The sequence below is a fragment of the Deltaproteobacteria bacterium genome (assembly GCA_009929795.1).
In the GTDB taxonomy this organism is placed as follows: Bacteria; Desulfobacterota; Desulfovibrionia; order Desulfovibrionales; family Desulfomicrobiaceae; genus RZZR01.
This window is the reverse complement of record RZZR01000051.1, coordinates 1-17,930: the sequence shown is the minus strand read 5'-3', so window position 1 is coordinate 17,930 and position 17,930 is coordinate 1. Positions and strand designations below refer to the sequence as shown.

At 57.9% G+C, this 17,930-nt stretch carries 17 protein-coding genes and 1 tRNA gene; 6 read left to right on the top strand and 12 right to left on the bottom strand.

Features of this window, described 5'->3' with window-relative positions:
- From EOM25_07455 to EOM25_07430, 6 genes are all read left to right on the top strand, one after another.
- Positions 1 to 1,814, top strand: a 1,814-nt coding sequence (locus EOM25_07455; protein NCC25020.1) for a 2-isopropylmalate synthase, incomplete at its 5' end; no start/stop codon positions are given.
- Positions 1,799 to 3,058, top strand: a complete 1,260-nt coding sequence (leuC, locus tag EOM25_07450; protein NCC25019.1) for a 3-isopropylmalate dehydratase large subunit — start codon at positions 1,799 to 1,801, stop codon at positions 3,056 to 3,058. The genes EOM25_07455 and leuC, both read left to right, overlap by 16 nt.
- Positions 3,059 to 3,068: 10 nt before the next feature.
- Positions 3,069 to 3,572 carry a 3-isopropylmalate dehydratase small subunit gene (locus EOM25_07445; protein NCC25018.1) on the top strand — a complete coding sequence of 168 codons (504 nt, stop codon included), beginning with the start codon at positions 3,069 to 3,071 and terminating at the stop codon, positions 3,570 to 3,572.
- Positions 3,569 to 4,648 (top strand): 3-isopropylmalate dehydrogenase, encoded by a 1,080-nt coding sequence (gene leuB / locus EOM25_07440; GenBank protein NCC25017.1) that lies wholly within the window; start codon positions 3,569 to 3,571, stop codon positions 4,646 to 4,648. The genes EOM25_07445 and leuB overlap by 4 nt, the downstream gene beginning before the upstream one ends.
- A gap of 49 nt (positions 4,649 to 4,697) precedes the next feature.
- Positions 4,698 to 6,599: a lytic transglycosylase domain-containing protein gene (locus EOM25_07435; GenBank protein NCC25016.1), complete on the top strand. Its 1,902-nt coding sequence runs from the start codon at positions 4,698 to 4,700 to the stop codon at positions 6,597 to 6,599.
- A 13-nt stretch (positions 6,600 to 6,612) separates the two neighbouring features.
- The gene (locus EOM25_07430) at positions 6,613 to 7,098 is read left to right on the top strand and encodes an EVE domain-containing protein (protein ID NCC25015.1); all 486 of its coding nucleotides are present in this window, start codon (positions 6,613 to 6,615) and stop codon (positions 7,096 to 7,098) included.
- Between the two features lie 2 nt (positions 7,099 to 7,100).
- Here the strand turns inward: EOM25_07430 and EOM25_07425 are convergent, their stop codons facing one another.
- The 12 genes from EOM25_07425 to EOM25_07370 form a co-directional block, all read right to left on the bottom strand.
- Positions 7,101 to 7,418, bottom strand: a complete 318-nt coding sequence (locus EOM25_07425; GenBank protein ID NCC25014.1) for a MerR family transcriptional regulator — start codon at positions 7,416 to 7,418, stop codon at positions 7,101 to 7,103.
- A gap of 99 nt (positions 7,419 to 7,517) precedes the next feature.
- A complete protein-coding gene (locus EOM25_07420) occupies positions 7,518 to 9,923 on the bottom strand; it encodes a phenylalanine--tRNA ligase subunit beta (GenBank protein NCC25013.1) in 2,406 nt (801 codons plus the stop codon).
- Between the two features lie 14 nt (positions 9,924 to 9,937).
- Positions 9,938 to 10,981: a phenylalanine--tRNA ligase subunit alpha gene (locus tag EOM25_07415; protein NCC25012.1), complete on the bottom strand. Its 1,044-nt coding sequence runs from the start codon at positions 10,979 to 10,981 to the stop codon at positions 9,938 to 9,940.
- A gap of 7 nt (positions 10,982 to 10,988) precedes the next feature.
- Positions 10,989 to 11,339 carry a 50S ribosomal protein L20 gene (locus EOM25_07410; protein ID NCC25011.1) on the bottom strand — a complete coding sequence of 117 codons (351 nt, stop codon included), beginning with the start codon at positions 11,337 to 11,339 and terminating at the stop codon, positions 10,989 to 10,991.
- A 46-nt stretch (positions 11,340 to 11,385) separates the two neighbouring features.
- Positions 11,386 to 11,586 carry a 50S ribosomal protein L35 gene (locus EOM25_07405; GenBank protein ID NCC25010.1) on the bottom strand — a complete coding sequence of 67 codons (201 nt, stop codon included), beginning with the start codon at positions 11,584 to 11,586 and terminating at the stop codon, positions 11,386 to 11,388.
- A 158-nt stretch (positions 11,587 to 11,744) separates the two neighbouring features.
- A complete protein-coding gene (locus EOM25_07400) occupies positions 11,745 to 12,269 on the bottom strand; it encodes a translation initiation factor IF-3 (GenBank protein ID NCC25009.1) in 525 nt (174 codons plus the stop codon).
- Positions 12,256 to 14,190, bottom strand: coding sequence for a threonine--tRNA ligase (gene thrS, locus EOM25_07395; protein ID NCC25008.1), 1,935 nt, complete (start codon positions 14,188 to 14,190; stop codon positions 12,256 to 12,258). Before thrS ends, EOM25_07400 begins: the two co-directional genes overlap by 14 nt.
- A gap of 59 nt (positions 14,191 to 14,249) precedes the next feature.
- Positions 14,250 to 14,324, bottom strand: a tRNA-Val gene (locus tag EOM25_07390).
- A gap of 44 nt (positions 14,325 to 14,368) precedes the next feature.
- Positions 14,369 to 15,643, bottom strand: a complete 1,275-nt coding sequence (locus tag EOM25_07385) for an O-antigen ligase family protein (GenBank protein ID NCC25007.1) — start codon at positions 15,641 to 15,643, stop codon at positions 14,369 to 14,371.
- 162 nt (positions 15,644 to 15,805) lie between these two features.
- Positions 15,806 to 16,771, bottom strand: a complete 966-nt coding sequence (locus tag EOM25_07380) for a hypothetical protein (GenBank protein ID NCC25006.1) — start codon at positions 16,769 to 16,771, stop codon at positions 15,806 to 15,808.
- Positions 16,768 to 17,631, bottom strand: coding sequence for a hypothetical protein (locus EOM25_07375; protein NCC25005.1), 864 nt, complete (start codon positions 17,629 to 17,631; stop codon positions 16,768 to 16,770). The genes EOM25_07380 and EOM25_07375 overlap by 4 nt, the downstream gene beginning before the upstream one ends.
- Positions 17,628 to 17,930: glycosyltransferase (locus EOM25_07370; GenBank protein NCC25004.1), on the bottom strand; the 303-nt coding region annotated here is incomplete at its 5' end. The genes EOM25_07375 and EOM25_07370, both read right to left, overlap by 4 nt.

The window sequence follows — 17,930 nt, the reverse complement described above, 5'->3', positions numbered from 1 at the left end:
GAATGAAAGAGGATGATAGTCTCGTTTACCGGGGCCAGGCAGTGACGACCGATTTTGTCTTGGCTTTTACAAATCGCGGCAACTATCTTTACATTCCGATTCACGAAATCATCGATACGAAATGGAAAGAGGAAGGCAAGCGCATCAATTACCTGATCAGCCTCGAGTACAAAGAGAAAATCGTCTGCGCTTTTGCCGTCAATGAATTCCGCGGAGATCTCTTTTTGGCCCTCGTGAGCAAAAAAGGCCAAATTAAACGCGTGCGTCTGAGCGATTTTGTCGTCATTCGCTACGCGCGACCGATTACAGCGATGAAGCTCATCGGTGATGATGAAATTGCCGATGTGGTGGTAACAAGCGGCGACAGCAACCTCCTCGTCCTCACCAGCACGGGAGGCGCAATCCTCTTTAACGAAAACGATGTGTCAATCGCCACCCTCAAATCCGGGGGCGTCAAGGCCATCGCCGAATCGGTGACCGAATACACGGTGGCAGCCTTGTTCCGGGCCATGCCCGCCGATATCGACCGCGGATGGGATGCCATTAAAAACGCTGCCAAGCCCCGCATCCACACCTTTCTGGCCACCTCGGACATCCATATGCGCCACAAGCTTCGCAAGACCAGGGAGGAAGTTCTGGAAATGACCAAACGGGCCGTGGTCCATGCCGCATCCCTGACCTCGGACGTGGAGTTCTCCGCCGAGGACGCATCCCGTTCGGACTGGGAATTCCTGGCCCAGGTCACCGAGACAGCTATCGCGGCCGGGGCCACGGTCATCAACATCCCAGACACCGTGGGCTACACCCAACCCCACGAGTTTTATGAGCTGATCACCTATCTCTTGAAAACCGTGCCCAACACGGACAAGGCGGTGATCAGCGTCCACTGCCACAACGACCTCGGTCTGGCCGTGGCCAACACCCTGGCCGCCCTGCGGGCCGGGGCCAGGCAAGCCGAAGTGACCCTCTGCGGCATCGGCGAGCGGGCCGGCAACGCTGCCCTGGAAGAGGTGGTCATGTCCCTGCGGGTCCGCCACGACACCTACGGACTGGAAACCGGGATCAAAAACGAACAATTGTTTCCGTCCTGCCGTCTCCTGTCCATGATCATCGGCCAGCCCATCCCCCCCTACAAGGCCATCGTCGGCACCAACGCCTTTGCCCATGAATCGGGCATCCACCAGGACGGCATGCTCAAGAACCGCCAGACCTATGAGATCATGACCCCTGAAAGCGTTGGCCGCCAGGACAGCGACATGGTCCTGGGTAAACATTCCGGTCGCCACGCCCTGAAAAAAAAGCTCGAGGAACTCGGCTACCGACTGAGCGACGAACATCTCGACGCCGTGTTCGAGGCCTTCAAACGCCTGGCTGACAAGAAGAAGGATGTCTTTGTCGAAGACATCGAGGCCATCGTCCTGGAAGAAATCTACCGCATCCCGGACAAATACCGCCTCATGTACCTGAGCGCCATGTCAGGCAACATGGCCATCCCCACGGCGGCGGTTAAGATGGAAATCGACGGCCAAGTCAGACAACTGGCCGACTTCGGGGTCGGCCCCATTGACTCGGTGTTCAATACCATTTGCCGATTGGTCGAGCGCAGACCCAAGCTCTTGCGCTATACGGTGAACGCCATCACCGGCGGCACCGACGCCCAGGGCGAGGTGACCGTCAAGCTGGACGAAGACGGCAAGACCGCCGTGGGCCGGGCCTCGGACCCGGACATCATCGTCGCCAGCGCCAAGGCCTATTTGAACGCCCTGAACCGCCTGGCCAAGAAAGAGGAGGATCGCGTATGCGTCAGACTTTAGCCATGAAAATCCTGGCCGCCCACAGCCGGGAACCCGTCACCGGAACAGGGCAACTCGTGCCCTGCCGGGTATCCCTGGTATTGGCCAACGATATCACCGCCCCACTGTCCATCGCCTCCATCGAAAAGATGGGGGCCACCAAGATGTTCGATGCGGACAAGGTGGTTCTGGTCTGCGACCACTTCACTCCCAACAAGGATGTCAAGTCCGCCGAACAGGTCAAGACCGTCCGCGAGTTCGCCCGGAAATTCGGCATCGAAAACTACTTCGAGGGCGGCACCTGCGGAGTCGAGCACGCCCTGCTCCCGGAACTGGGCATGGTCGGCCCGGGTGACGTGGTCGTCGGGGCCGACAGTCACACCTGCACCTATGGGGGCCTGGGGGCCTTTGCCACGGGTCTCGGCAGCACCGACGTGGCCGCGGCCATGGTTCTTGGCGAGACCTGGTTCAAGATACCGGAGACCATTTTGGTCAGAATCGATGGGAACCTTCGCCAATTCGTCGGGGCCAAGGACCTGATCCTGAACCTCATCGGCCGCGTCGGCGTGGCCGGGGCCCTGTACAAGGCTTTGGAATTCACCGGCGAAACCGTCGCCGCACTGGACGTCGAAGGCCGCATGACCATGGCCAACATGGCCATCGAGGCCGGGGGCAAGGCTGGGCTCTTTCCGGCCGATGCCAAGACCCTGGACTACTGCCGGGCCGCCGGCCGGACCGGAGATCAGGAGATTCATCCGGACCCCGATGCCGAATACGTCCAGACCGTGGTCATAGACGCATCGACCCTGGAACCCCAGATCGCCTGCCCGCATCTGCCGGATAATGTTCGGGCGGTCTCCGAGGTTTCCGACGTGACCCTCGATCAGGTGGTCATCGGTTCCTGCACCAATGGACGGATCAGCGACCTGCGTGAGGCCGCAGCCATCCTGAAAGGCCGCAGGGTCACCAAAGGACTGCGCTGCATCGTCCTTCCGGCCACTCCGAGGATCTACCGCCAGGCCCTGGCCGAAGGGCTCATTGAAATTTTCATGGAGGCCGAGGCCATTGTTGGTCCGCCCACCTGTGGGCCCTGTCTGGGAGGCCACATGGGCATCCTGGCCGGAGGAGAGCGCTGTCTGGCCACCACCAACCGCAATTTTCGCGGCCGCATGGGCAGCCTGGATTCCGAGGTCTATCTTGCCGGACCGGCCGTGGCTGCGGCCAGTGCCGTCACCGGGACCATCACCGACCCCGTTCGCCTGTAAGGAGAGTGCCATGAAATACACCGGAACGGTCCACGCCGTCGGGGACCACATCGACACCGACGCCATCATTCCCGCCAAATACTTAGTCACGCCGGACCCCGAAATCCTCGGCCGGAACCTCTTCGACGGCCTGGAAGCCGGATGGGTCTCTCGGGTCACGCCCGGAGACATCCTGGTGGCCGGGGCCAACTTCGGCTGTGGATCCTCGCGCGAACACGCCCCCCTGGCCATCCTCGGGGCCGGCATCCCCGTGGTTCTGGCCCGGAGCTTCGCCCGCATTTTCTACCGAAACGCCTTCAACATGGGTCTGCCCCTCATCGAATTGGGTGAGGACGCCACCCTTCCGGGCGACGGCGATCGGATCGAAGTCGACATGGCCCGTGGCCGGATCAGGAATCTGATATCAGGACGGGAACTCTCCTTTTCGCCGGTCCCGGCCTTCATGCAGTCCATCCTCGACCAGGGCGGTCTGGTCGGCCATGTACGATCCCGTCTCCAGGGGGTACACTCATGAACGCCACCATCTGCTGCCTGCCGGGCGACGGCATCGGCCCGGAGATCGTCGATCAGGCCGTCAAGGTTCTGGATGCCGTGGCCGAAAAATTCAATCATGATTTCATCCGCTCCGAGGCCCTCATCGGCGGGGCGGCCATCGACTCCACCGGAGGTCCCCTGCCGGATATGACCGTCCGGGCCTGCCGGACCGCCGACGCCGTGCTCCTGGGGGCCGTGGGCGGACCAAAGTGGGACGAACTGGATCCGGCCATCCGGCCTGAAAAGGGGCTGCTTGGAATCCGCAAGGCTCTGGGCCTCTTCGCCAACCTCCGCCCGGCCACTCTCTTTCCCGAATTGGCCTCGGCCTGTTTTCTCAGACCCGAGCTGGTCAAGAACGGCCTGGACATCCTCGTGGTCCGGGAGTTGACCGGCGGTGTCTATTTCGGGACTCCCAAGGGCGAGGAAATTAGAAACGGCGAACGGGTGGCCTTCAACACCATGATCTATTCGGAATCCGAGGTCCGGCGCATCGCCCGTGTGGCCTTTGAGGCCGCCCGCAAGAGAAGCAAACGGCTCTGCTCCGTGGACAAGGCCAACGTCCTGGACGTGTCCCGGCTCTGGAGGGCGGTAGTCGTCGAAACGGCCAAAGACTACCCGGACGTGGAACTCTCCCACATGTACGTGGACAACGCGGCCATGCAGCTCATCCGCTGGCCGGCCCAGTTCGACGTAATTGTCACCGGCAACCTCTTCGGCGACATCCTATCGGACGAGGCCTCGGTCATCACCGGATCCATCGGCATGCTGCCCTCGGCCTCCCTGGGTGACGGCAAGGCAGGCCTCTACGAGCCCATCCACGGCTCGGCCCCGGACATCGCCGGCCAGGACAAAGCCAACCCCCTGGCCACCATCCTGTCCCTGGCCATGATGTTTCGGCACTCCCTGAACCTGCCCGACGAGGCCCTGGCCGTCGAGACCGCCGTCAAGTCCGTCCTGGCCGCCGGATGGCGCACAGCCGACATCGCCGATTCGAACGATCGGGTCGTCGGCTGCGAGCGCATGGGCGATCTGGTCCGAAGGGCCGTTCTGGCCTGAAGTTTCAGCGCATTGACAGAAGGCCCCGGACTGTTGGATGGACGGGGCCATGCAGAACTCATTTATTGCCATGCCTTCACTCTTCAGGGGCCGCATTCGTACGGCCCTGACCATATCGACCTTTTTGACCGTTCTTCTGGTCTGCCACCAGGCCCATGCCCGCCAAGCGACCATCCCCATGACTTTGGAATACCCCATGGTCCAGTCCCTGCTGATTCGTTCGGCTTTTTCCGGGCCCGACCAATCGAGCGTGATTGTGGACGAGGGCCAGGGATGTCGTCGGGTGGTCGTCTCCCGTCCCCGGGTAGACGAAAACCGGGGTCTGGTCCGCCTCCAGGTTCGGCTTTCGGTCCACGCCGGTGTGACCATGTTCGGGGAGTGCAAGATGCCCGTGGAATGGGACGGATATCTGGTCCTTCACCAGACGCCCCGGCTCGACCCCCAAACCTGGGCACTATCATTCAAAATCCGGGACTCGGCCCTGTTCGAGGCCGACCGCACTCCGGGCCGCCTGTCCAACGCCGTGTGGGGGCTCATTCGTGACAAGGTCCACGCCTATCTGGAGGAAATCTCCATTAGCCTGGCCTTTCCCCGTCAGGGTGTCCGCGACTTCGTGGTCGATGCCTTCCCCCAGGCTCTGACATCCAGCGCCCAGGCCATGATGGACAGCCTTCTGGTTTCCTTGGTGGAAATCAGACCGGATTCCCTGAGAATTCTGGCCTCGGTGGACATCCCTCCCGAACTGGAGCGCGAGCCTCCCCAACCCGGCGATGGTTCGGACGAGGCCCTGGCAGATCTGACCGCCGAATGGGAGGAGTGGGATGGCTTTCTCGTCTATGTTCTGACCGGCCTGGCCGGAAGGCCCTTGTCCGGTCCTGACCGCGACATCCTCCTGGACGTCCTCTTGGACACCCGCTACCGGTTCGTGGCCGCCCTGGAAGCCCCTCCTTCCGGACCGGACCTTGTCAGGGACCTCTTCGTTTCGGCATGGAGGCAGACGGGCCCCATCTTCCGTGCCCATTTGGGGGACACGCCCTCGGATTCCCTCCTCGGATACCTGGCCCTATTCTCGGCCTCTGACGCCCTAACCGCTTTGGACGCTATGGGTCCCGCCCTGAACATCGACATCTCTCGCCAGGGCCTCGTCCGCCTGGCCGCCAATCTATCCGAAGGCCGTCCTTTGAGCCTAGCCTATCGGCCCGAGGTGGACCCAAAACTCCGCCGGACTTTGGGCCTCGGCCCGGCACTGGCCCCCATGTCCCGTTCGGGCCTCAACCGGACCATGACTCTGCTGGGCTCACTGCTCGGCCCGACTCCGGCCTGGGCCGGGTCAGCCGTCAGCCCGCCCTCCGGAGCCGAGGAAGCCGCCAGAAACTGGATCTTTGTCAGCCCCCACGTCCGGGATCATCTGGACCGTATCCTCCCAGTCTTGGAACAAGCCGCCGAGTCGGCCCTGAAAGAGGAGTACATGCCGGACCAGTACCACGATCTCTACCGAAGAATCGTTCGGGCCACGGCCTGGCAGGAGAGCTGCTTTCGCCAGTTCCTGTTGAAAAACGATCGGCCCACCTACATCAAATCCTACAACAATACCTCCGTGGGCCTCATGCAGATCAACGAGCGGGTCTGGCGGGGCATCTATGACCCCACCTCCCTGCAATGGGACATCGCCTACAATGCCCGGGCTGGCTGCGACATCGTTTCCCTGTATTTTAGAAAATACATCTTGAGAAAGATGGAACGGATGGAACCAAGACCGTCGTGGGACGACGCTACCTTTGCCGGCCTCCTCTACGCCATGTACAACGGTGGGCCGGGTCAATTTTCCAAATACTTGACTCGACGCGAGAGCGGAGAGTCTTACATCAGTGATCGCCTGTTCATGGAGAAGTTCGTCTTCGTGGATAACCGGGAGATGGACAAGGTCAGTCTCTGCCTTGTCGGAAGATAGCAAAGAAATGCGTATGACCGATTACTGGCTCGTCAAATCAGAGCCCGGCAGCTTCTCCATCGCCGACCTTGCGGCCGCCCCGAAGCAGACCACATTCTGGGACGGGGTCCGCAACTACCAGGCCCGGAATTTCATGCGCCAAATGCGCGTGGGCGATGAGGTCCTCTTCTACCACAGCGTGAAGGACCCGGCCATCGTCGGCCTGACCAGGGTCGTGCGCGAGGCTTACCCGGACTTCACGGCTTGGGATCCGTCTAGTGACCACTACGACCCCCGCTCCATCCCGGACAAACCCCTCTGGGACATGGTCGACCTCCGTCTGGAGCGCATTCTCCCCCGCCATCTTCCTCTGGCCTTTCTGCGGACCATCCCGGCCCTGGCCGACATGGAACTCCTGCGCAAAGGGAGCCGCCTTTCGGTCCAACCCGTCACCTCCACAGAGTTCGAGACAATTCTTCGCCTAGCCGAATCCGAAGTCCCGTGTGGATTGTCAGACTGATTTTACCTGCAGTCGCGCAGAACGTGAAGTACGTCTAAAAGATCGTCCCTGATCTCACCGAGAATGGTCTGGAGCCGCTCCGACTGTTCAAGCCTACGCCGAGCGCCTTCGATGGTCATTTTCTCGTCGTAAAGCAGGCGCTTGATGCGCGAGAGAAGCTCCAGATCTTCGGAGAGGTAATAGCGTTGCCCGCTGGGCTTCCGACGAGGCTGTAGCTGAGGGAACTCCGTCTCCCAGTACCGGAGGACGTAGGGCTCCAGCCCGAGGGCGCTGGCCGCCTGTCCGATTTTGAAGGTGGTCGTGTCGCTGTCTTTTGGCATTGCGTCCGTCTGAACGAACCGAAAAAAAAGAGGCCTGGCCTGTCGGCTCATGCCTCTTGTATTTCCTATCCTCCGGAGACACAACCTCGGCCGTCGGGATCAGGAAAAACGGACCCCGAGATTCTTGACCAGATTCTGGACGATGGAAGACTGAGCCTTGTCGACTTCCTTGTCCTTCAAGGTCCTCTCCGGATGACGGTACACCATCCGGAAAGTCAAATGCCGCTCCCTGCTTCCCTCGGGAACAAAGGAATCGACAAAGGAAACATTCTCCAGAATGGTTATGTCCATGGACCTGACCTGCTGAAGGATGGCCTCGATCTGCAAACCGGGCCCGGCCATAATGGTTGAATCGCGCCAGGCATGGGGAAATCTGGGGATGGCCTGGTAGTGGACCCCGGTTCTGTCGTACAGCTTCCGGACCACGTCAAGATCAAGGTCCGCAAACCAGACGTCGGATCGGGCATCGGCACCTTTGGACGCCTCCGGACGCAATCGGCCGAGCAGGCCGACCGTGTTCCCATCCTGTGTCAAGCAATGAACCCCAGGCAACAGGTACTGATGATCGGACAAGGCCTTGAAGACACACGGACCGATCCGGAAACGGGCCAGAAAATGATCGACCAGGCCTTTAATGTCCGTGTAATCAAGCTCCTGGTCCGGAAAGGGATAGCCTCCGCGGAACCGGTTGCCGACCAGGACGATCCCGAGACGATTGTTCTCGGCCGTGGCCGTATCGGAATTGAGGTCCTCTCGGAAGACGTGGGCAACCTCGAAAAGTCTGACTCTATTTTGGCCTTGACGCATGTTCACGGCCAGCGCGTTCAGAAGTCCCGGCACGATTTCCAGACGTAGGACGTCCATGTCTTCGCTCAGGGGGTTCATGATTCGAACCCGGCCCTCGTCCTCAATGCCCAATGCGTCCAACTGGGCCGAGCCCACGAAACTGTAGGTGATGGCCTCGCTGAGGCCGCAGCCCAAAGCCCAGTCCTTCACCTGAGACTCGAACTGGAAAGATCTGTCGATCTCGGGAAGCTGATCGAGATTTCTGGAAACCTGCGGCAGACGGGTCGGAATCCGGTCCAGTCCATAGACCCGTCCGACCTCCTCTACGAGATCGGCCTCCCGTTCCAGATCCAGCCGATGGCTTGGGGCAAGAAGGCTCTTGCCTCCCTCCGGGTGTGCTCCGCGGCTTTCACAGCCCAGCGCTTCGAGCTTTTCCAGACAATAGTCGTCGCTGACGTCCAGGGCCAGAACGGAACGGGCCCGCTCTGGACGAAACCGGATCGAACGCCTGACGAACGGCCGCGGCTCGTCCTGGACAACACCCGACAGAACCCGGCCCCCGGTCAATTCGGCCATCATGGCCGCGGCCCGGTCCAGGGCCAGTCTGGAGCCCGGCTGATCCACTCCTCGTTCGAAACGGTATGACGCCTCGCTGGGCAGACTCAATCTCCTGGCCGTCTTGCGGATGCACGAGGGATTGAACACGGCGCTTTCCAACAGAATGTTGCGACTTTGGCCCGATATTTCCGAATTAGCCCCGCCCATGACTCCAGCCAGGGCCACCGGTCTTACTCCATCCCAGATGAGCAGGTCGGTCGACTGGAGGGTTCTCTCCTGACCGTCCAGGGTGGTAAAACGCAAACCTTCGGGGGCCCGGGCCACTCGAATTCTCCCGCCCTCAATCAGATCGTGGTCAAAGGCGTGCAAGGGCTGGCCGAGCTCCATGAGAATATAGTTGGTCACATCAACCACGTTGCTGATGGGCCGCACACCGACCGCCAAAAGCCGAAATCGCAACCAATCAGGACTCTGGGCAACCACGACTCCGTGCACGCACCGGCCCTGATACACCGGGCAGAGGCCTGGCTCATCAATGATCACCTCCACCAGATTCCGGCAGTCCGTGGGATCTTCCTGCAGACCCGCCTGAGGTATTCTCAAGGGAAGACCAAAGGCCATGGCCACTTCCCTGGCCAAGCCCAAGATGCTCAGGCAGTCCCCCCGGTTGGGGGTGATACTGACGTCCAAGACCTCTGTCTCAAGGCCCAGGGCTTCGGCCAGCGACTGCCCGGGCTTCAGTGTCCCGGAAAGGACCATAATCCCGCCGCTGTCGGGCCCGATCTCCATCTCGGCCTGTGAGCAGATCATACCTTCGGAAACCTCTCCGCGAAGCTTGGCCTTCTTGATGGCCAGTCCATTGGGCATGACGACACCGACCGGGGCCACTGGGACCTTCTGGCCCTTGGCCACGTTGGGGGCTCCGCAAACAATTTGAACTGTTTCGGCCCGTCCCAAATCCACGGTACAGAGTGAAAGATGGTCCGATGACGGATGGGTGCGGCACTCGACCACATGCCCGACGACAAATCCGGTCAGTCGCGCAAACGGGTTGACAATCTCCTCGACCTCAAGGCCGAGCATGGTCAGTCGATCGGCCAGTTCCTGGACTCCGCCTTCATAGGGAACGAATTCCCGCAACCATTGCAGACTCAAAAACATGAACGTACATCCTCTCAAACGAATTGGCGGAGAAAACGGAGGTCGTTCTCGAAAAACATTCGCAGATCCCCGATTCCATATTTGAGCATGGCCACCCGCTCCACGCCCAACCCGAAGGCGAAGCCAGTGAATTCCTCGGGGTCGTAGTCGACCTTCTCGAAGATGGCTGGATCCATCATTCCGCAGCCAAGGATCTCGACCCAGCCGGTCTCCTTGCATACTCTGCAAGGGGCCCCGTCCACGCGGCCCCTGCCCCCGCAGATGACACAGCTAATGTCCACCTCGGCGCTGGGCTCTGTGAACGGAAAAAAACTCGGCCGAAACCGGACGTTGGTTTTTGGGCCGAACAATTCCTGAGTGAAGGCCGTCAGGGTCCCCCGAAGATCGGCCATGCTAACGTGCCGGTCGACGACAAACCCTTCAATCTGGTGGAACATGGGGGTATGGGTCAGGTCCGAATCCCTCCGGTAAACCTTGCCCGGGGCGATGGCCGCAATAGGCGGCCGCAATCGCTCCATGGTCCGGATCTGCAGGGGGGAAGTCTGGGTCCGCATGAGAATCCGGTCGGTAATGTACAGGGTGTCTTGCATATCCCTGGCCGGATGATCTGCAGGAAGATTCAGAGCCTCGAAGTTGTAGAAATCGTTCTCGACCTCAGGGCCGGAGACGATCTCGTAACCGAGGCCGACAAAGACCCGGCAGATTTCCCGTATGACCAGGGTTATGGGATGAAGCGACCCAAGATCAGGAGACCTTCCGGGCATGGTCGGATCGAAGTCCTCCAAAGCCGTCTCCTCGCGCGAGGCGACGATTTGGGATCGCCGACGCTCCCATCCCTCGGTCAGCTTTGATTTGACCTCGTTGGCAACCCGGCCGACATCGGGCCTGTCCTCGGCAACTAAGTCTGCCAGGACGCCCATGGCCCCGGCCAGACGTCCCTTGCGTCCGAGAAAATCAACCCGAACGGCCTCGACCTCTTCCAAAGAAGAAGCCTGGTTCAGGGCTTCTTCCAGCGCGGGAACCAGGCTCTCCAAAGTCGAGATAAGCTCGTTTTTCAACACGTAACTACGCCTTGGTCTTGATCATTTCCACCAGTTTGGCGAAGGAATCCTTGTCGTAAACGGCCATGTTGGACAGCACCTTGCGGTCCAGATCGATGCCCGCCCGGCTCAGGCCGTTCATAAACCGGCTGTATGACAACCCGTGCTCCCGGGTGGCCGCGTTAATCCGGATGATCCAGAGCTTGCGGAAATCCCGCTTTTTCTGCTTACGATCCCGGTACGCATAGCACAGGGAACGCTCCACTGCTTCTCGGGCGGTCTTGTACAGACTGCTGCGGGCTCCGCGGAAGCCCTTGGCCAATTTGAGATATTTCTTGTGGCGCTTGTGGGCTGCCTTGCCTCTCTTGACTCGCATGTGACACCTCCTTCAGGAATGCGAATTCAACTGCTACCCGGTCGGACTAGGCCAGAGCCGGGACCAAACGTTTGATTCGCCCCTCGTCGCATTTGCTGACCAAAGTCGACTTGCGAAGATTTCTTTTCCGTTTGGGAGACTTTTTGGTCAAAATGTGCCGATGGAAGGCCTTGTTCCGCTTGATCTTTCCGGAACCCGTGGCCTTGAACCTCTTGGCGGCACTCCGATTTGTTTTCAATTTGGGCATTGTTTTCCTCCTGATCTGATCTCTCGAACTATCTCAAAGTCAGCATGTAACGGGGGGCGGCTGACTTCAATTCGTCTCTTCTCTTTTCCGATGATGCCGGGAAATTTGATCATCCTCCGGAATCGCTGAAAAGGAAAGTCGGCCCAACGGCCGAAAATTTATTTGCGCTTTCCAAGCGGAGACAGAAGCATGAACATGGCCCTGCCCTCGAAACGGGCTTCCTGATCGATTTTGGCTACATCCTTCAGGAGTTCGAACACTTTGTCGAGGACTTCCTTGCCTCTGTCCTTGTACGCCAATTCCCGCCCCCGGTAGGAGACGGTCATCTTGCATCTGTTGCCGGCTTCGAGGAAACGTCGCGCATGCCGTATCTTGGTCTCCAGATCATGATCGTCAGTCTTGGGCCGAAACTTGACTTCCTTGACCTGAATCGTGGTCTGCTTTTTTCTGGCTTCCTGTTCCTTTTTTTGCTGCTGATACTGGAACTTGCCGTAGTCCATGATCTTGCAGACCGGAGGTCTGGCCGTGGGAGCGACCTCCACCAAGTCCAAACCTGCGTTTTGGGCATGATCAAGGGCCTGCCCAATCTCCATGATGCCGAGCTGAGAGCCGTCCTCAGCCACGACGCGAATTTCCTTTGCCCGGTTCTGTCGATTCCGACGGGCGCTTTCAGTTGAAGTTATAACTCATTCCTCCCATTTTGAAGGGTTCTTCGACCTCGTTGTGCATGATCTCCCGGATTTCATCCAGCGACTTCATGCCCAAATTCCCGCCAGACCTGGTTCGGACATTCATCCCTCCCAGTTCAATCTCACGCTCTCCGATAACGAGCATATAGGGAATCTTGGCCAGTTGGGCCTCTCGGACCTTGTACCCGAGTTTCTCATTTCTAAGATCGGACTCCACTCGGAAACCGACCTTACGCAAAAAGGATTCGCACTTTTTGGCGTAGTCATTGTGGTTTTCAGTGACGGTCAAGATGACCGCCTGCACCGGAGCCAGCCACAGGGGAAAGGCTCCGGCCAAGTGCTCCACAAGAACTCCAAGAAAACGTTCAATGGCTCCCAGTACCACCCGATGAAGCATGACCGGTCTGTGACGTTCGCCGTCTTCGCCAATGTATGACAGATCAAACCGCTCTGGCAAATTGAAATCGCACTGGATGGTCGAACACTGCCACTTGCGGCCCAAGGCGTCCTTGAGTTTGATGTCGATTTTCGGTCCGTAGAAGGCTCCGTCTCCCGGACAGATTCCATACGGGAGGCCGACTTGGTCCAAGGCCTGTTTCAGAGCTCTTGTAGCCTTGTCCCATGCCTCGTCCGAGCCGATGGATTTCTCCGGGCGGGTGCTGATCTCGATTTCATATTCGAAGCCGAAAATGCCGATAACGTCCTGAACGAACCGGATGATGGACACGATCTCGTCCTGGAGCTGATCCGGACGACAAAAAATATGCGCGTCGTCCTGCGTGAAGGCCCTGACCCTGAGCAGTCCGTGAAGGACCCCTGATTTTTCGTGCCGATGAACCGTTCCCAGTTCAAAGTATCTAATGGGCAGATCCCGATAACTCCGAAGCTGACTCCTGTAAACGAGCATGTGCGCCAGACAGTTCATGGGTTTGATGCCGTAGGCCTGCTCGTCAATCTCGGTGAAGTACATGTTCTCGCGATAATTGTCGTAATGGCCGGACTTGACCCAGAGGTCCTTACGCAGAATCTGGGGCCCCTGGACAAGTTGATAGCCCCTCCGCAAATGCTCCTTTCGCTCGAAATCCTCGAGAATGGCCCGGACCAAGGCTCCTTTGGGGTGGAATATGGGCAGGCCGGCTCCGGCCTCCTCGGAAAAGCTGAAAAGATCGAGTTGAACCCCGAGTTTTCGATGATCCCGTTTGCGGGCCTCTTCCAGTTGATGGAGGTATTTTTTAAGATCCTTCTCCGAAGCAAAGGCCGTTCCGTAAATTCGCTGAAGCATGGGCCTCTTTTCATCGCCCCGCCAGTAGGCTCCGGCCACGGCTGTCAGCTTGAAGGCCTTGATCAAGCCCGTGCTCGGGACATGGGGTCCCCGGCAGAGATCTGTAAAATTGCCGTGGGTGTAGAGAGAAACCCGATCCTGTCCGAGGTCGTCGATGATCTCGATCTTGTATGTCTCGCCCATGTCCAAAAACATACGTTTGGCCTCTTCGGCCGAACATTCGCAGCGGACAAAAGGCAGGTTCTGACCCACGCTCTCGGCCATCCTCTTTTCGATGGCTTCGAGGTCTTCAGTGCTGAACGGGCGCTTGTAATCGAAATCGTAATAGAACCCGTTTTCGATGTCCGGCCCGATGGTCACCTTGGCCGTGGGAAAAAGCTCTTTGACCGCCTCGGCCATGACATGGGCGGCACTGTGCCGAATGACCGCGAGCCCTTCCACCGAATCCAGATCAACTGGCTCGATCTCCCGGCAACCCGCCGGAACGGACGCAGAAAGATCAAACACCCCCTGGTCGCATCTGCATGCCACGGCGGTCTTCATCTTCTTCCCGGACAGGGCGGCGGACAAAACATCATGGCAGGTCCGGCCCGGAACCGCATTGATTTCGGCTTCCCCGACTCTGACCTTCACTGGTACAACTCCTGCGCAAAAATGAGATAGGGAGGCTCCGCCTCCCTATCGTGATTGCCTGGTAGGCGCGAGGAGGGTTGAACTCCTGACCCCTTGCACGTCAAGCAAGTGCTCTCCCACTGAGCTACGCGCCTTCACGTTTCGAGTGAAGCTTGCTAAACCACGAACCGAGACCCTGTCAAGCCAAATTTGGATCGTCCTGCTTCAAACCGCCTCCATTCCCAGTCCCGGAAAACAGCCTTCCCCCGACCAGGCCCATGACCAAAAAAACTAGCTTGTTGGAGTGATGGCTGTGCAAAAAAACATTCATCTGCATGGCCATGTAATAGTAGGCCACCGTGAGCATGAGCACCCATAATATCGGGTCCCTGGACCTGTATCGCCAAAAGCCCCAAATGGTGAAAAAAAATGCCGCGTTCATGGCCAAGAAACCCAAAAGGCCCGTCTGGGCCAGCAGGGAAAGATTCATGTTGTGGGTAGCCGTCTCGTCGGGGTCTATGTCGGTGAATAACAATGTTTCGCGATGTTCATCGACATAGGGTCGATAGAGATCACTAAACGATCCGTATCCATGGCCGAGAAGGGGCTGCTCACAAAAAAGACGGAGGGAAACTTCCCAGAAAGAGTAGCGGTAGAGCATGGCCGGGGAAGACCAAAAATCCGCCGGTCGTACAAGCATTCGATCCGTCAAGCCGAGGCTGAGCACGAGCGCGGCGCCGACGAATCCCAGAACGATCAGCAGGCGAACCTTGCGGTAGGAGACCAGCAATGCCGTTACCCAAGCCCCTAGAAGGGCGAAGGTCGTCCGATCCTGGCTTTTCAGAATGCAAAACGGGAACAGGCATACCGCATCAACGGCCCAGAGCCAGCCTTCCCTCGACATCAGTCCACGCTCCATGAGAAAATGTAGACAAAACAACACCGCCGTTCCAAGATACAACCCTACCCGAACCGGATACTTGAAGGTAAAGACAAATCGTCCATCGGAACGGATGAAATCCTTTCCTGCCAGGCTATCAAGGCCGAGGGCGTAATGGCCGAAGATAAAGGCCATGGCAAAAATCGTGGCAAAGGCTATGAACATCCTACAGAAGGCCTCGGGACGCATGGCGTTACTGGAGACGAGGTATTTCCCCCAATAATATGGGTACAAAAACCAGACCGCCTGCATCAGATCGGTCGCAGGCCTGTCGTTCGCGACATTGCTCAGGATGCCTACCCCAAGAAAGATCACCAAGGCCCCACCGACGGGATCAAGGAAAAATCGAGCATGGATTTTTCTCCGCCAAATGAGCCAACAAGCTGAGGCCAAAAGCAACGGGTAGACGATAGATGTACGGGCACTGTTGAAGAAAAGATTGTAGAGATGGAAGGCCATCAGGCCATACCACCAAGCGACCCCTAATTTTTTGGCTAAGCTTTGGGAGAACGAAAGACCTTGCTTGATGTGCATTGATTGGGTGTAGGTTTGGCCAGGAAGTCGACGAACTCTTGTGTACCATATCCGGGCCGTACGCCTGGAAAGGCCAGCGCCAACTCCTGGCGGGTAAACTCCGAAGCAGTTAATGCCAATCCAAGAATTTTGGTACCCGAATAAAACTCTCTTTAGAAAATATTAGGGCCGATGATGGTATCGCTTACAAAACAATCTGGATGACAGCACTGTGCCATGCATTCGTAGACGCGCCCGCAACCATGACGAGCTTCTGTCTTTGGCTACACCGATCCGAGAGAGTCGAAAAGGCGAGGTGCCAAATGCATTGGGGAGTCGCTCCAAGGTGAACGCCCCCACAAAACCGGCTTCCTGCAAGGCCATTTCGGAAACAGGATCGAACTGACCCCATGGCCAGCAGAATAGTTGCCTGTCTAGTCCATTGACATCTTGGATACGGTTCAGACTTCTCCTGAAATCATCCAAGGTCTCTTCGTATCGTGACTGCTCGGTCCGAAGGCGAAACCTTAATTTTCCGCCATCAAAAACAGGCCAGTACCCGTTGAAGGCGTAGGCACTGCCGATCTTGAACTCGGGAAGTCCCGGTTCCCACCTCGATCCGTACACACCAAGGCATCCCCAATGGCTACCCGGATGGAGAACCCCTTGGTCCTCCATCCGGCAAAAACACGGCCTATGGGACGACGAGTGGGCATAGACCTCCATGCCATAGTCATGGATGGTCGAGCGGATTTCGCTCTCGTTCATGAACTGCTCGCAATTTCCGTCCCGAATGGCGGCCCGAAACGAATCCGAAGCCTTGAGAAATTCGGGACTGTTCGCCTTGGTTCTGGACTCTCCAGGCTGGATGAAGTCCGTCACGGCAAAGAACACGGCGCGAAACCCATACTCGGCCAACAGGGGAATAGCTGTCAGCCAATTGTTCAAGTGGCAATCGTCAAAGGTCAAAACTACTTCCCTGAATCCTGGGCGACGCGCCCCTGTGACGACGAGGAAAAGATCCTGGCCCGAAATTGTCCGAAAGCCCATGGACTTCAGAGTCTGCAGATGGGACTCGAAAAGTTGCGGCGACATATCCTGGTCGCTCACTCCATGATAACAAAGGACGGGGACATTCCACAGGCTCATGATATGTGGCGCCCTCGTATGGCTTGATATTTGGCCCAGGCCCTGACGTATCGGAATCTGTACTTTCCCGGTCTAACCAATTTTTTGACCACCAGAGCCCATCTGTTCAGAATCAAGGAAAATCTGAACCCGATATATCTGTTTTTGAGACGGTCGAGGTCATCAAAGTAGCTCTCTCTTTTTTTCTCTTGGCGAAAAGCGCACTTAAAATGGTACACGGCGCCAGTCTTCTGCCGTATGTCGTTATATTTCTCCGAAGGCAAGATCCCGATCTTCAACCCTTCCCAGTCACAAACCCACTGGCCGGGAACAAATCCAGCCTCGTCGATTAACAGGTCACTCATGGCCAGCTGATCCGTTATCTGGGCATCCCTCTCGCAGCGATTCAACCAGTTTTGAATGAAACGCTCGAGATTTGCTCGGGCCTTTCCCTGCCCGGGGTTGAAAAACATGACCCCGGCATTAATAACTCCATTTTTCTGAAAATCTTCGGACGTCTGCTCCGCGTAATGCTTGAATGTCAGACCTACCTGGGTCATTGGAAAGACAAACGGCGCCGCCACCAGACAATCGGCATCAAGGAAAATGAACGGCCGTCTTGTTTTGGAGAGCCAATCCAGAATGCAGGCCGGTTTGTGAGTCGCCCTGATGCAATTCTCGGCATTCATTTCCCTGTAAGAAGGGATCTTGACCCTGACAGGCACAAACGTGGCATCAAGGCCCTCTTTGCTCGTGTCTTTCAGACCGAGATCGTAAACAACCAGTTTCTTGTCTAGAAACCGCCTCACGCTCCAGCTCAAACCAGACAAGAAAAAAGCATAACCTTGATCCGAGGACGTGACCACATCAAAACCAGTCATTTTTGGCTCCCGAACCGGTTGGCCACAAGCATCTGGTAGACACCCAGGATCTTGGACACCTTTCGTTCCATGGTAAACTCCATTCCTCTCTGAGCCGCCTTTCGGCCGAATTCCCTCCTGACATCTTCGCAGTCGATCATGGCGCCCAGGGATTGGACCAACCCGGCAACATCGCCTGGCGGGAACAGCATGGCACAATCCGATGCGACTTCCGGTACACCTCCTACACAGGAGGCGACTGTCGGCAAGCCGCACATCATGGCCTCCATAAGGGTGTTGGGCATGCTCTCTCGGCGCGA

Bases quoted from the DNA above. Each gene is read 5' to 3' on its own strand.
- leuC (NCC25019.1), top strand. From the start codon at position 1,799: ATGCGTCAGACTTTAGCCATGAAAATCCTGGCCGCCCACAGCCGGGAA.
- EOM25_07445 (NCC25018.1), top strand. From the start codon at position 3,069: ATGAAATACACCGGAACGGTCCACGCCGTCGGGGACCACATCGACACC.
- leuB (NCC25017.1), top strand. From the start codon at position 3,569: ATGAACGCCACCATCTGCTGCCTGCCGGGCGACGGCATCGGCCCGGAG.
- EOM25_07435 (NCC25016.1), top strand. From the start codon at position 4,698: ATGCAGAACTCATTTATTGCCATGCCTTCACTCTTCAGGGGCCGCATT.
- EOM25_07430 (NCC25015.1), top strand. From the start codon at position 6,613: ATGACCGATTACTGGCTCGTCAAATCAGAGCCCGGCAGCTTCTCCATC.
- EOM25_07425 (NCC25014.1), bottom strand. From the start codon at position 7,418: ATGCCAAAAGACAGCGACACGACCACCTTCAAAATCGGACAGGCGGCC.
- EOM25_07420 (NCC25013.1), bottom strand. From the start codon at position 9,923: ATGTTTTTGAGTCTGCAATGGTTGCGGGAATTCGTTCCCTATGAAGGC.
- EOM25_07410 (NCC25011.1), bottom strand. From the start codon at position 11,339: ATGCGAGTCAAGAGAGGCAAGGCAGCCCACAAGCGCCACAAGAAATAT.
- EOM25_07405 (NCC25010.1), bottom strand. From the start codon at position 11,586: ATGCCCAAATTGAAAACAAATCGGAGTGCCGCCAAGAGGTTCAAGGCC.
- EOM25_07385 (NCC25007.1), bottom strand. From the start codon at position 15,643: ATGCACATCAAGCAAGGTCTTTCGTTCTCCCAAAGCTTAGCCAAAAAA.
- EOM25_07380 (NCC25006.1), bottom strand. From the start codon at position 16,771: ATGAGCCTGTGGAATGTCCCCGTCCTTTGTTATCATGGAGTGAGCGAC.
- EOM25_07375 (NCC25005.1), bottom strand. From the start codon at position 17,631: ATGACTGGTTTTGATGTGGTCACGTCCTCGGATCAAGGTTATGCTTTT.